Annotated in this window: 13 protein-coding genes and 1 pseudogene; 3 read left to right on the top strand and 11 right to left on the bottom strand. The window is 60.0% G+C overall.

The window, feature by feature from the left end; genetic code table 11:
- Positions 1-176 precede the first annotated feature (176 nt).
- The 3 genes from NOM67_RS12090 (at position 177) to NOM67_RS12080 (ending at position 2,325) form a co-directional block, all read left to right on the top strand.
- Positions 177-335 (top strand): DUF5993 family protein, encoded by a 159-nt coding sequence (locus NOM67_RS12090; RefSeq protein ID WP_005343116.1) that lies wholly within the window; start codon positions 177-179, stop codon positions 333-335.
- Positions 336-344: 9 nt separating this feature from the next.
- Complete coding sequence (locus tag NOM67_RS12085) at positions 345-920, top strand: disulfide bond formation protein B (protein WP_255937333.1); 576 nt, start codon at positions 345-347, stop codon at positions 918-920.
- 511 nt (positions 921-1,431) lie between these two features.
- Complete coding sequence (locus NOM67_RS12080; RefSeq protein WP_255937331.1) at positions 1,432-2,325, top strand: HNH endonuclease; 894 nt, start codon at positions 1,432-1,434, stop codon at positions 2,323-2,325.
- Between the two features lie 64 nt (positions 2,326-2,389).
- On the opposite strand, the gene parC is transcribed toward NOM67_RS12080, so the two are convergent.
- The 11 genes and pseudogenes from parC to nudF form a co-directional block, all read right to left on the bottom strand.
- A complete protein-coding gene (gene parC, locus NOM67_RS12075; protein ID WP_069554656.1) occupies positions 2,390-4,684 on the bottom strand; it encodes a DNA topoisomerase IV subunit A in 2,295 nt (764 codons plus the stop codon).
- Between the two features lie 83 nt (positions 4,685-4,767).
- On the bottom strand, positions 4,768-6,678 hold the full coding sequence (gene parE, locus NOM67_RS12070) for a DNA topoisomerase IV subunit B (protein WP_139474464.1): 1,911 nt from the start codon (positions 6,676-6,678) through the stop codon (positions 4,768-4,770).
- Positions 6,679-6,793: 115 nt separating this feature from the next.
- Entirely contained in the window at positions 6,794-8,803 is a 2,010-nt protein-coding gene (locus NOM67_RS12065; protein ID WP_255937325.1) for an FUSC family protein, read from the bottom strand.
- A gap of 1 nt (position 8,804) precedes the next feature.
- Positions 8,805-9,671 (bottom strand): HlyD family secretion protein, encoded by an 867-nt coding sequence (locus NOM67_RS12060; protein ID WP_255937324.1) that lies wholly within the window; start codon positions 9,669-9,671, stop codon positions 8,805-8,807.
- Positions 9,664-9,906, bottom strand: coding sequence for a DUF1656 domain-containing protein (locus NOM67_RS12055; protein WP_033113020.1), 243 nt, complete (start codon positions 9,904-9,906; stop codon positions 9,664-9,666). Before NOM67_RS12055 ends, NOM67_RS12060 begins: the two co-directional genes overlap by 8 nt.
- A 114-nt stretch (positions 9,907-10,020) precedes the next feature.
- The gene (locus NOM67_RS12050; RefSeq protein ID WP_255937323.1) at positions 10,021-10,422 is read right to left on the bottom strand and encodes a GFA family protein; all 402 of its coding nucleotides are present in this window, start codon (positions 10,420-10,422) and stop codon (positions 10,021-10,023) included.
- A gap of 36 nt (positions 10,423-10,458) precedes the next feature.
- A pseudogene (locus NOM67_RS12045) lies at positions 10,459-11,082 on the bottom strand (NUDIX hydrolase).
- 2 nt (positions 11,083-11,084) lie between these two features.
- Complete coding sequence (locus NOM67_RS12040; protein WP_255937322.1) at positions 11,085-11,672, bottom strand: YqiA/YcfP family alpha/beta fold hydrolase; 588 nt, start codon at positions 11,670-11,672, stop codon at positions 11,085-11,087.
- A 9-nt stretch (positions 11,673-11,681) separates the two neighbouring features.
- On the bottom strand, positions 11,682-12,500 hold the full coding sequence (gene cpdA, locus NOM67_RS12035) for a 3',5'-cyclic-AMP phosphodiesterase (RefSeq protein ID WP_033113016.1): 819 nt from the start codon (positions 12,498-12,500) through the stop codon (positions 11,682-11,684).
- Between the two features lie 22 nt (positions 12,501-12,522).
- Positions 12,523-13,011 (bottom strand): DUF1249 domain-containing protein, encoded by a 489-nt coding sequence (locus tag NOM67_RS12030; RefSeq protein ID WP_156853645.1) that lies wholly within the window; start codon positions 13,009-13,011, stop codon positions 12,523-12,525.
- A complete protein-coding gene (gene nudF, locus NOM67_RS12025) occupies positions 12,974-13,615 on the bottom strand; it encodes an ADP-ribose diphosphatase (protein ID WP_042032663.1) in 642 nt (213 codons plus the stop codon). The genes NOM67_RS12030 and nudF overlap by 38 nt, the downstream gene beginning before the upstream one ends.
- Positions 13,616-13,772: the final 157 nt, after the last annotated feature.

The raw sequence follows: 13,772 nt of genomic DNA, 5'->3' as shown, positions 1-13,772 counted from the left end.
CGGGGGTAAGGGGAATCGACACAACGTCAGCAGCCCGGTAGGTATTTCCCGCCGACAGGGGTACGATGAGTGAAGTCGGAGCCATATAGCGACGGCTGTTAGCCGGGGCGCCCTGTGCCGCCCGCCATATACTCAAAGCCTTGTGAGCCCGGCTCACCACGATAAGGAGAGATGAGATGTATATGTTTTTACCCTTCCTGCTGGCGCTGATAACGGGGATCAGCATCTTGCTTAACAAGCGCGGCGCCTCCTATCTGCTCTGGGCTCTGTTGCTGGTGGTGACCCTGCTCTCCTTTATGCACCATGTGACCGACCCGCTCACCCTCTCGTTCTAGGAGCCCGCCATGAGCCTTTCGACCTCTGCCACCACCGCGAAGAGTGACCTGCCCCAGCTGCTCGATACACTGGGGCTGGCGGGCATCTGTCTGACCCTGATCGTCGCCTTCTATTACCAGCTCTATCTGGCCGAACTCCCCTGCCCCTTGTGTTTATTGCAGCGGGTCGGCCTGGTCGTCGCCGGTTTCGGCTTTATGTTCAACCTGCAATTTGGCGCAAAAGGAGCCCACTACGGCATCGTGATTGTCGGCGCCCTGACCACCGCCATGATCGGCGCCCGGCAGGTACTGCTGCATATTCTGCCCGGCGACCCCGGCTACGGTTCCACCTTTCTCGGGCTGCACTTTTATAGCTGGTCGCTGGTCAGCGCCCTGCTGATCATCCTGGCTGTCGCCCTGATATTGATGGTGCGGGACGGGCTCGCTATTACGCTACCCAAGCTGGATCTGGCGCACTGGGGGCGTATCGCCTCCCTGCTGTTTGTCTTGCTGATTGCGGCAAACCTGATCTCTACCGTGCTGGAGTGCGGCGCGGGACAGTGCGCCGATAATCCCGTCATCTATGACCTGCTGAGCCTGCGTTAATCACCCTCAAGGTGGCGGCCAGTTCGCCACCTTTTATTGCCGCCTTATATTGCTGAAAGGTGCAACAAACCCGGCCCATTGCAGCGGCAACCTCGCGGATTCAATAGCGGTGCAATTTCATTGCACCCTTCGGTTACCTCCCCTCTCCCAAGGGGAGAGGGAACCAGCGCCTGCCAACCTGTAGCCATAGCTGTCACCCTTAGCTATCACGCCATACCACGGTCACTATCAATGGCTGCGATCTCTGCTCCCTTCTCCCACTCTTTGCCATAGATAAGGGGAGAAGGGTCGGGGATGAGGGGAGCAAACCATCACAACAGAAGCCACCGACAAGCAGCAGAGCGTTAAATCAAGCAGGAGCGAGTAGGGTCGATTAGCGAAGCGTAATCGTCTGCACCGCAATCCCGGTGGCTATGGAGAGCCGTTGGAGCACCAATGGAATACCTACAACTTGTTTTCGTGATCGCCTGATTACGATACCCTCATAGTATTCAGTCCCTAGGAGGGTATTATGCAGTTGTTCTTTCATGATGTTGGATTAAAAGGTGCCAACACTGACTTCCCAAAAACTATTTATAGTGACATAGCCATATCAGATATAGTCGAACAATGCCCAATGGAACTAAGAGAATCAATTGGTGAGTCATTATTAAATGAGTTCCCAGATGGATGGTGTAATGCATGGGGAGTACCATTAGGGGCTAAAAGTGTAATAAACCAACTAGCTTATAACGATTTCATGCTACTTATAAAAAGCACTGGTGGCTTAGAGGAAATCCCCGTCCTTTGCCATGTGAAACTCTTCCCTAAAGAACAGCTACTTGAACTATCCCATTTCTTATGGGGAAGTACTCATTTCCCATATATATTTTTCTTCAAGACTCAGAAAATCAATTTAAATTGGACGCAATTTAAATTAGATGTGGATTACTTACCTAATTTCAGACCCAGCGGGAATGTTTACAGGGTAAAAAATGAACGATTGCTACGTTTCGGTGGGGCATCTGAGTATGTAAAAACCCTACTTGAAAAAGCATGTATATCTTTGCCGCCCCAACCATTGAGTTTAAATGAATCAGATATAGATGAAGAATATAATGAAGGAAGCAGAGATTTTCGTGAGGCAACTTTTTTCAAAAGAAATAAAAAACTAGTTTTAGATGCAAGAAAAACATATGGATATAACTGTCAGGTATGTAACTTTAACTTTGAAGAGACATATGGCGAATTAGGATTGGAATTTATTGAATGTCATCATATCAATCCCCTATCAGAAAGAGACCTTGATCTCCCAACCAAAATAGAGGATGTACGAGTAGTTTGCTCTAATTGCCACAAAATGTTACACAAAACCACGCCTGCATTACATCCATCAGAATTAAAAAAATTACTATTAAAAAAATAATGCTGTCATTTTCACAAGCTAACTTATCTAGCCAAAAGGGCACTTTCGTGCCCTTCTATATTAATTACCCTTCCTGATTTTCCCCGGCTGCCGGTTCGGCACCGGCAGCGGGTTCAATCTCGATGCGATCGACACGCTGCAAACCGCGGGGCAACTTGGCGCCGCGGCGGCCGCGCTCGCCGCGGTAGTAGTCAAGGTCAGAGGGTTTGAGGGTCAGCTTGCGCTTGCCGGCAAACAGGGTGACCGACTGGCCCTGCGGGATAACGGCGGCCATCACCACAAACTCCTCCCGCGCCTTGACCCGAGCAGAGGGGATGCTGATGAGCTTGTTGCCCTTGCCCTTGCCGAGCACCGGCAGGGTGTTCATCGGGAACAGCAGCATCCGCCCCTCGTTGGAGATGGCCATGCAGAGATCGGTCTCCGGCGAGCCAATCTTCTGGGGTGCCATCACCAGACCCCCTTCCGGCACGGTGAGCAGCGCCTTGCCGTTCTTGTTCTTGCCGATGAGGTCGTCATAGGTGCAGACAAAGCCGTAACCGGCGTCGCTCGCGATCAGATACGGCTCGCCTTCGTTACCCATCACCAGATGACGCACCTCTTCACCGGCGCCCAGCGCAAAGCGGCCGGTGAGCGGCTCGCCCTGACTGCGGGCGGAGGGCAGGGTGTGCGCCTCCAGCGAGTAGGTGCGACCAAAGCTCGACAGGAACACCGCCTGCTGGTTGCTGCGGCCAAAGGCGTGGGTGAGGTAGTTGTCCCCCGCCTTGTAGGAGAGCCCCTCGACATCCACGTCGTGGCCCTTGGCGGCGCGCACCCACCCCTTGTCGGAGAGGATGACGGTGACCGGTTCGCTCGGCACCAGCTCTTTCTCGGTCAGCGCCACGGCGGTAGCACGCTCCACCAGCGGGGTGCGGCGATCGTCGCCGTACTTCTCGGCATCGGCCAGCAGCTCTTTCTTGAGCAGGGTGTTGAGGCGGCGCTCGGAGCCCAGAATGAGCTCCAGCTTGTCGCGCTCTTCGGCCAGTTCGTTCTGTTCGGCGCGCAGCTTGAACTCTTCGAGCTTGGCCAGATGGCGCAGTTTCAGCTCGAGGATCGCTTCGGCCTGGGTCTCGGTAATGTTGAAGCGCTCCACCATCACCTTGCCCGGCTCATCCTCGGTGCGGATGATCTCGATCACTTCGTCGATGTTGAGATAGGCGATCAGCAAGCCTTCGAGGATGTGCAGGCGAGCCAGCACCTTGTCGAGGCGGAATTGCAGGCGGCGACGCACGGTCTCGCGGCGGAACTGGATCCACTCGCTGAGGATGGTCTTGAGGCACTTCACCTGCGGCCGGTTGTCGAGGCCGAGGATGTTGAGGTTGACCCGGTAGTTCTTCTCCAGATCCGTGGTGGCGAACAGGTGGGCCATCAGCCCCTCTACATCCACCCGGTTGGAGCGCGGCACGATCACCAGACGGGTCGGGTTCTCGTGGTCAGACTCATCGCGCAGGTCGGTGACCATCGGCAGCTTTTTCGCCACCATCTGGGCGGCAATCTGCTCCATGATCTTGGCGCCGGAGGCCTGATGGGGCAGCGCGGTGATGACGATGTCGCCATCCTCCTCGCTCCAGACCGCCCGCTGCTTGATGGAGCCCTTGCCGGTCTCGTAGATTTTGCGGATGTCGTCGCGCGGGGTGATGATCTCGGCGTTGGTCGGGTAGTCCGGCCCCTGAATGTGCTGCATCAACACATCGAGCCCCGCATTGGGGTTGTCGAGCAGCTCGGCACAGGCGTAGGCCACTTCCCGCGCGTTGTGGGGCGGAATGTCGGTCGCCATGCCCACCGCGATACCGGTCACCCCGTTGAGCAGGATGTGTGGCAGACGGGCGGGCAGCACCACGGGTTCTTTCATGGTGCCGTCGAAGTTCGGCGTCCACTCCACCGTGCCCTGACCCAGCTCGGAGAGCAGCAGCTCGGAGAAGCGCGACAGGCGAGCTTCGGTATAACGCATCGCAGCGAAGGATTTGGGATCGTCCGGCGCACCCCAGTTGCCCTGACCATCCACCAGCGGGTAGCGGTAGGAGAAGGGCTGGGCCATCAGCACCATGGCTTCATAACAGGCGCTGTCGCCGTGGGGGTGGTACTTACCCAGCACGTCACCCACGGTACGGGCAGACTTCTTGTGCTTGGAGAGCGCCGACAGACCCAGCTCGCTCATGGCGTAGATGATGCGCCGCTGCACCGGTTTGAGGCCGTCGCCTATATGCGGCAGGGCCCGATCCATGATGACATACATGGAGTAGTTCAAGTAAGCCTGTTCGGTAAAGGTGCGCATTGGCTGGCGCTCTACCCCGTCCAGACTGAGCTCGATAGCATCACTCATGTGATTTTCTCTTTCGGTTCGGGAGCCGCCACAGGGCGACTCCGGCTAAATGCTTGCCGGCCCCGACAGGGCCGGCCGACGGCTTAGATGATGGCGAGGTTGCCCTTCTCTTCGAGCCACTCGCGGCGATCGCTCGCCCGCTTCTTGGCCAGCAGCATGTCCATCAGCTGCAGGGTCTCGTCAGCTGCATCCCCTTCACTCTCCCCTGCCGGATCCATGGTGAGCTGCACCAGACGGCGGGTGTTGGGATCCATGGTGGTTTCCCGCAGCTGTTTCGGGTTCATCTCACCCAAGCCCTTGAATCGGGTCACCATCACCTTGCCCTTCTTCTTCTCGGCTTCGACCCGCTGCAGCACGCCGTTCTTCTCGTCCTCGTCGAGGGCGTAGTAGACCTCTTTACCGATATCGATCCGGTAAAGCGGCGGCATGGCGACATAGACATGGCCCTTCTCCACCAGTGCGCGGAAATGCTTCACAAAGAGGGCGCAGAGCAGGGTGGCGATGTGCAGACCGTCCGAGTCCGCATCCGCGAGGATGCACACCTTGCCGTAGCGCAGGCCACTGAGGTCGTTGGAGTCGGGGTCGAGCCCGATGGCAACCGAGATATCGTGCACTTCTTGTGATGCGAGCACCTGACCGGCCTCCACCTCCCAGGTGTTCAGGATCTTGCCGCGCAGCGGCATGATGGCCTGAAACTCGCGATCCCGCGCCTGCTTGGCACTGCCGCCCGCGGAGTCACCCTCCACCAGGAACAGCTCGCCCTGCATGGGGTCGGCGCAGCCACAGTCGGTCAGCTTGCCGGGCAGCGCCGGGCCTTGGGTAATCTTCTTGCGCACCACCGTCTTGGCGGCACGCATCCGGCGCTGGGCGCTGCTAATACAGATCTCGGCGATCTGCTCTGCCAGCTCGGTGTTGCTGTTCAGGTAGAGGCTGAAGGCATCCTTCACCACGCCGGAGACGAACGCCGAGCTCTGGCGGGAGGAGAGGCGTTCCTTGGTCTGACCGGCGAACTGCGGATCCTGCATCTTGATGGAGAGGATGTAGGCGCAGCGATCCCAGATATCTTCCGGAGTCAGCTTGACCCCGCGCGGCAGCAGGTTGCGGAACTCGCAGAACTCTCGCATAGCGTCGAGCAGACCCTGACGCAGACCGTTGACGTGAGTACCGCCCTGCGCGGTGGGAATGAGGTTCACATAGGATTCGGCGAGGCATTCACCCCCTTCCGGCAACCAGCAGAGTGCCCAGTCCACCGCCGACTGTTCGGAGCTGAACGAACCGATAAAGGGCTGCTCCGGCAGGCAGGTGAACTGCTTGACCGCATCGACCAGATAATCCTTGAGGCCATCTTCATAGCACCACTCCAGCTTGATGCCGGTGTTCTTGTCGAGGAACTTGATGGTGAGGCCGGGGCAGAGTACGGCCTTGGCTTTGAGCAGGTGTTCCAGCTTGGTGACCGAGAACTTGGGCGAATCGAAGTAGCTCGCCTGCGGCCAGAAGCGCACCCGGGTGCCGGTGTTCCGGCGGCCGCAGGTGCCGGTGATGGTCAGCTCCTGCACCTTCTCGCCACGCTCGAAGGCGATGTCATAGACCTGACCGTCGCGACGTACCGTCACCTCGACCCGATCGGAGAGGGCGTTCACCACCGAAATACCTACCCCGTGCAGACCGCCGGAGAACTGGTAGTTCTTGTTGGAGAACTTGCCGCCCGCGTGCAGCTTGCAGAGGATCAGCTCCACCCCGCTGACCCCCTCTTCCGGGTGGATATCGACCGGCATGCCGCGGCCGTCGTCGATCACTTCGAGGGACTGGTCTTCATGCAGGATCACCTCCAGATTGCGGGCGTGACCTGCCAGCGCTTCATCGACGCTGTTGTCGATTACCTCCTGGCCGAGGTGGTTGGGCCGGGTGGTGTCGGTATACATGCCGGGGCGGCGACGCACCGGTTCAAGGCCATTGAGGACCTCAATGGCATCCGCATTGTATTGAGTAGACATGGAGGGCCTTGCGAATTGACGTTTGGGGAGAATCTTACTCGTTGGGAGGGTATTGGACAAACTTGGCTGCGGGAAAGGGTGATCCGGAGGGGATTGTGCCCCTCCCAAGGCTGTTTCAGCTCCCTTCGGCGGGGCCCGGCAGCGCCTGTTGCAGCTGGGAGAGCGAACTTTGCAGCCGCCACACCATGCCTGCCAGCTCTCGCGCCGTGCCATCGCCATGGTTGGCCAGCCCCTGACTGATCCGCTGCAGCTCGGCCAGCGTGCGGTCGAGGGAGGCGTGCTGCACCCCCTGCTCGGTGAGGATCCCCTTCAGGCAACGGATGCAGTTGTCGCGCACCAGATAGAGGGGGTGATCGTCACCGCGCCACTGGCGCAGCTGCCAGACGATATGGCTGCAGTTGAGCAGCACCACGCCCCAACGCAGCACCCAGAGGCGGGCGGTCTGATCCTGACTCTGGCCGAGCTGGCTGATGCAGTGGTAGATCAGCGACTCGAACTGGCTCTCGCTCTGGCGCGGGGCTGGCTCCAGTTGCTCCATGAAGTGGCGGCGCAGGGAGCGGATAATCCGGCGGCTCTTGCGCCGATCCGAGCTGGGTCGCAGCAGCTGAAACGCCAGCGCGGCGCTCATCACCCCCAGCATCTGGGCGAGGCTGCTGTTGATGAACTGCTGATAGTCGTAGCTGGGCGGATTGGTGATGGCGAGAAACGAGCCGAGCAGCACGATCATCTGGCCCCAGAGGCCCGCCTGCCGCACCTGTTGCTGTTTGCAGAGCTGCATGGTGAGCAGCGCCGGAAAGAGCAAGAGGCAGAAGATCCAGAAGTCGTCGATGCGGATCATCAGGCCAAACTTGACCGCAAAGCAGATGAGGCTGAGCAGCAGGATCGCTCTGAGCATGGTGTTGGCCCCCTGAGCCGGCGCCGGGGTCGCCGAGTAGAGCACGCAGCAGATGGAGAGCATGGTGAGCGCCGAGCTGCCCGCATCCCACTGACTGTTGATCCAGAAGGTGCAACCGAGCAGCACGCAGAGGAAGGTACGCCCGCCGTTGTAGGCGGCCTCCAGCGTGTCGGTGTGGCTGGTGAGCGAAGAGTGGTGCGGCGGCGCCGGCCACTCCTGATCGTCGTAACGGGCAAGCCGCTCCAGCCAGCGTTGGCACTCCAGATAGCTCCAGCAGAAGTGGCGCAGCCGCAGCAAAAAGGTGCGTAACCGGTAATCATGCTCGCCGGTCGGCATCAGGGGAGCCAGCAACCTCGCAACCCGATACTTGTCGCACCCCGGCTTGCCAAGCTCGGCCAGCAGGGTGGCGAGCAGCGCCTGAATGCCTGCCGGTTGCTCAGGCCAGTTGTGCAGCATGCGGCGCTGGCTGGAGATAAGGCTGATGAGCCGCAGCTGGCGATGGAGCAGGAAGTTGAGCAGCCGGTTCTGGCGCCGCAGCCGGTGATGGCTCCAGACCGCCTGTATGCGCAACACGTTCATGGTGAGGATCTGGCCGATCAGCCCTTCGTGGGAGCTGCGAACCTCGGGCGTCATCTCCCCCAGCCAGAGCAGCTGGGCATGTTCCAGCAGGCGAGCTTGGCTCTTGCGCAGGGATTCCAGCAGGGTTTCGCTGTCCGAGGTGCTGGGCAGGATCATCATCATCAGACCGCCGCAGAGGATACCGATGATCACCTCACTCACCCGCGCCTGGGCAATATCGAAGATATGGTGGGGATCCGCCACATTGACGCAGGAGAAGGCGATGATGGCGGCTGTGTAACCGCCGAGGGCGAAGGCGTAGGAGACGTTGTTCTGATAGTGGTTGGAGATGTAGGTACACAAGCCCAGCCAGAGGGCGATAAGGAAGCTGAACAGCCAGGGATCGCTGATGCCAAGACCGGTGATCACCACCGCCGCCATCGCCCCCATCAGGCTGCCAACCACCCGCCCCAAACTCTTGCTGATCACCCCGCCCACGGTGGGAAAACTCACCACGGCAGCCGAGCTCATCGCCCAGTAGGGGGAGTCGAGCTGCAGCACGAAGGCCAGCCAGAGCGACAGGCACATGGCCAGCGCGTTGCGCAGGGCATAGCGCCACTGTCCCCCAGTCGCCTTCCCCCAAGGGGTGCGCAGCCAGAATGACTCGCTCACCCTATTCGCCAATGGTGATGGTGCAGGTGGTACCGGCGATCAGCGTCACGTCCGCCGGTACATCCAGCAGCTTGATCCGCACCGGCACCCGCTGGGCCAACCGCACCCAGGGCACGTTGGGTTTGACATCGATCAGCAAGCCCTTGCCGCCATCGACGCTCTGATCGTGGATGGCGCGTCCTATGCTCTCCACCTCGCCGCGCAACCGCTGTTCACCGCTGTAGAGCACCACTTCGGCCGGTTTGCCCGGCACTATGTGGCCAAGCTTGGTCTCTTCAAAGTAACCCTGCACATAGAAGGAGTGAGTATCCACCAGCGCCACTAGCGGCACGCCGGCACTGGCATAGTTGCCGACCCGGGTCTGCAGGTTGGTGATGTAGCCATCGCTCGCGGCATGCACCCGGGTCTTGGCCAGCGACCACTCCGCCTTCTCCAGATTGGCCTGTGCCACCTGATAGGCCGCCTGCATTGCCTGGGCATTGAGGCGCGCTTCGTCCATCGTCTCGGCGGAGATGACGCTGCGCGACAGGCCGCTGCGGCGGTTCGACTCATGCTCTGCCTTGTCGAGGTCCGATTTCGCCTTGGCCAGCGCCGCCCGGGCATTATCGAGGGCGATCCGGTAGGGCTCGGGGTCGAGCGTAAAGATCTCCTCCCCGGCCTTCACCAGCTGGTTGTCCTTCACCGCTATCTTGATGATCTTGCCCGACACCTCGGGGGTAATGCTGACCAGCTCGGCGCGCACCTTGCCATCCCGGGTCCAGGGCCCCTGCATGTAGTAGTTCCACAGCCACCAGCCCGCCGCCAGCGCCAGCGCACAGACCAGCAGGGTGGAGAAGTATTTGAGGGTCGCGAGAGGTGATTTAGCCATGTAACAGCATCCATAGAGCGCCGCTGACGGCGAGGATAAAGAGGGAGAGATCCATCAACAAAGGGTGCCAGACATCCCCACCATAGAGCCAGTCACGCAGCAGATGGTGCACCGGCAGCCAGCAGAGCAGGCCGAGCAGCACCGCCTTGAACAGCGGCGGAAAGTAGAGAGAGGCGCCCAGTACCAGATCCGGCAGCGCAGAAGGAGTTGTCACAAACGTGCTCCCTGTTGGCAGTGAAGTTCAGAAGAGTCAGGCCATCCCCTGCCCCGGGCGAGGCAAAGTAAACAGGCCGCTAAAGATTAACACTGCCCCGCAGGGCGCAACAGGAACATATGAGACCCTTTTTGTTCAGGCCTGTCGATCCGCTGGGTGATGCACACCATCGCGCGTCGGCACCTCCCCCAGCTCGAACGGGTTGACCCCCTCGAGACAGGCGAGATTGTAGCCATACTCGGCTGGGTTGGAGCGGCGCTGATGGTGGGTATAGATGCCGCAGATACTGCAGAAGTAGTGTTTGGCGGTGCGGGTATTGAACTGGTAGCTGCGCAGCACCTCCTCCCCTTGCAGAATGCGGATGCCGGACAGCGGCACCGAGGCGACGATAGCACCCCGACGTCGGCATAACGAACAGTCACAGCGACGCGGTTCAACCACCCCATCCGGCAGGGTCAGCTCCAGCACCACGGCGCCGCAGTGGCAGCTGGCCTTGTGTTTCTCTTGAATCGGGGTATTGCCGATGCGCTTGATCATCCTGCCTCCTTGCAGACGGGTTCACTTCCTCAGATGTCAATCAAACAGGGTATCGCACCGCCCCTGCAGCAAGTGCTCATGGAGGGTGCGCAACTGGGAGGCCACCACCCGATGGCGGGAGAGCGGGGGCAGGTCGTCGATGGGGAAGTAACCCGCCCCTTTGGTTTCATCGGTTTCGCCCAGCAGCTGGCCGCCGGTCACCTCGCACAGAAAGAAAGCCTTGTGGGCGTGAGGCAGCTGGGGCGGATGAGGATGTTTTAGCTTGTCGAACAGCGCCAGCAGTTGCACCGCACGGCACTCAAGGCCGGTCTCCTCCACCACTTCGCGCACCACGGCATCCGCCGGCGAGTCGCCGATATCGCACCAGCCACCGGGCAGAGTCCAGCAGTCGTCGCTGCGCTCCTGTACCAGCAGGATATGGCCCGCATCGTTCTGAATGAAGGCCCGCACATCGAGCTTGGGGGTGGGATAACCGCTGTCGAGGGCAATCCAGTCTCTAATGGCTTCCGGCGCCAGCTCGCTCTGGTTGGCGATAAGGGCCACGGTGGCCGCTCGCAGCGCCTCGAAACGGCCGATATCGAAGGGGTCTTTGGACTAGGTGAGGCCCGCTTGCGCCGTGGCCAATACCTGTTCCAGAAAGGCGGCCAACGGCGGTTGCATGATTAAAGCCCGAGGAATCGGATAATCTGGGCGGGGTAGCGCTCGAACGCCACGAAGGCGTGGTCGCCGCCGCACTCCAGCGAGAGGCGTGCAAAGCGGTACTCGTCCAGCGCCTTGCGGTAGTCGAGCACCTCATCCTCCTGCTGTTGCAGCACCCAGAGTCGCTCCGGCGCCGTCACCGGTACCGCCAGTGCCCGCAGCTCGTCCATATGTTCAGGCAGCAGCTGATATTGCTCGCCCGTATAGGGGTTGGTTTGGGGGCCAAGGTAGTCGCAGAGCAGCTCGTGGGGGCGTACCGCCGGATTGATCAGCGCCGCGCGGCAGCCGTACTGCTCGCTGACCCGGGTCGCCATAAAGCCGCCGAGGGAGCTGCCCACGGCGCCAAGCTTGAATTCGTTGCCATAACGGCTCTGCAGATCAGCGATGGTCTGCTCGATGGCCACCCAAGCCACCGCCGGCGTGTTGGGCTGGGCCGGGATAACCACCTCGATATCGGGTCTGTGCTCAGCCACCCAGGCAGCCATCTGCTGCGCCTTGGCGGAGCCCGGTGAGGAGTTGAAACCGTGCAGGTAGAGGAGAACGGGCTTCATGACGACTCCTCAATAACCGGTGGCATTGGGGTCGGGCACAAACTGCCCCACCGGCAGACGCCACACCTGGCTGGCGATACGACCATCCGGGTAGAGGGTGAGATAGCGCCAGCCCGGGCCTGACTCGTCCAGCGCGAAGCCATCGGAGAGCGGTTTGAACTGGATGCAAGTCGATGGGCTGGCGATCAGCCGCACGCCGCGGTGCACCTCGTCAAACTCCTGATGGACGTGGCCAAACAGGATGGTCTTCTGCTGCGGGTGACGGGCCAGCACGGCAAACAGATCATCGGCATTCTTGAGATTGTGCTGATCCAGCCAGGCACAACCCACCGGCACCGCCTGATGGTGCAGGGCGATGAGGGCGTGGCGATCCGGATACTGACGCAGAGCGCGGTCGAGTGCCTCCAGCTGGTGATCACCGATCATGCCGTGGGGTTTGCCACGAACCTGGGTGTCGAGCAGGATCACCTGCCAGTGGTCGCCCACCAATTGCTTGGATTCGCTGATCCCGGCGGCATGAAGCTGCTCGGTCATCAGGGGACTGTCATCATGGTTGCCGGGCAACCAGTAGATGGGGCGGCCAAGAGGCGCCATCATGGAGGCGAAGCGCTGATAGGACTCCGGGCTGTGATCCTGCGACAGGTCGCCAGTCGCCAGAATCACCTCGTAGGGATGGTCGTTGGCCTGCACCCGCTCCAGCACCGCAGCCAGACTCTCGGCGGTGCGCACAGCCAGCAGCCGACCCTCGGCACTGGCAAAAAGATGGGTATCAGTAATTTGCAACAGGCGCACACTGCCGTCCTGCGCCTGGGGGAGCTCTGTTTCCAAAATCACGCTTCTTTATATTTGTTCAACTGGAGATATTGATCGGGCTGGTACCATGTCTGAGACAAAATTTTAGCCACTCGGCCAGAAACAGATTTACCTGCTCCTTTTCATCCCGCTGGTGCATCTTTTTATTGGGATAATCATAACGTGGTTGCAAACGGGAAATCTGTTGCGCTGCACACACTTCCGCCATCCGCACATCATGATACAAACGAATCTCTATTTGAGCCTGTAAATATTCGGGTAATTCGGGGTTGTGCTGACTCAAAAGAACCTGAGTTGTGAAGCGGCTCTCACCACAAATGGTGAGCTGGAACTGCAGATCGTTGCCGACCCGATAGCGGCGCTCGGCTCCCACCTCCCCTTCCGGCGGTAGCAGCTTCATCAGCGCCATATAGTTGACCTCGCAGGTACGCTGCAAGGACATCAGGTCAGGCACATAGCGCCTGCTCTGTTGCAGGGTCAGCGCCACCTCAGCGATCCGCCAGCCAGCGGGCACGCAGCTCGCCATGGTTGAGGGCCAGCCACTGCAGGGCAATGACCGAGGCGGCGTTGTCGATGCGCCCCTCTTTGAGCCAGGCATAGGCCTGCTCGCGGCTCACCACATGCACCCGGATATCCTCGCCTTCATCAGCCAGACCGTGCAGACCGCTCGCCTTGCTGGCATCCACCTCGCCCACATAGACCTCGATCCGCTCGGTGCTGCCGCCCGGGCTCACCAGATAGCTGATGGCATGTTCACAGCGGGCAACCTCGATCCCGGCCTCTTCCACCGCTTCGCGGCGCACCACCGCCTCGGCGGTTTCCCCTTCGTCGATGATGCCGGCTACCAGCTCCAGCAGCCAGGGGGTGGAACAGGTCTCCATGGCACCAATACGGAACTGCTCCACCAGCACGATCTCGTCGCGCACCGGATCATAGGGCAGCAGCGCGGCGGCATGGCCCCGCTCGAACAGCTCGCGGACGATGGGCTGATTCCAGCCACCAGCAAATAACCTGTGCTGCAGGCGATAGACGTTCACCTTGAAGAAGCCGTTATATCCAGCTGATTTTTCAATGATTTTCACATCATCAGCGGCATAGTGCCGATCTTGTGGCAAGGGTTGCTGCGACATCCGGGGCTCCCGTCAGCTTGACTTGTATCAGTTTGACCATAAAATCCGAGGAACATGAATGAACGTTCATTCACTCGGCGTGCCATGGCAATGAGGGGTGGATTTTAGCAGCCACAGACCATTTGGCTAGGCGCGCGGGGAGAAAACTGCCGCTGGT

Source organism: Aeromonas sp. SG16 (assembly GCF_024436135.1).
GTDB classification, from domain to species: domain Bacteria; phylum Pseudomonadota; class Gammaproteobacteria; order Enterobacterales; family Aeromonadaceae; genus Aeromonas; species Aeromonas jandaei.
The sequence above is the reverse complement of the archived record's forward strand: the minus strand, read 5'-3'. Positions and strand labels throughout refer to the sequence as shown.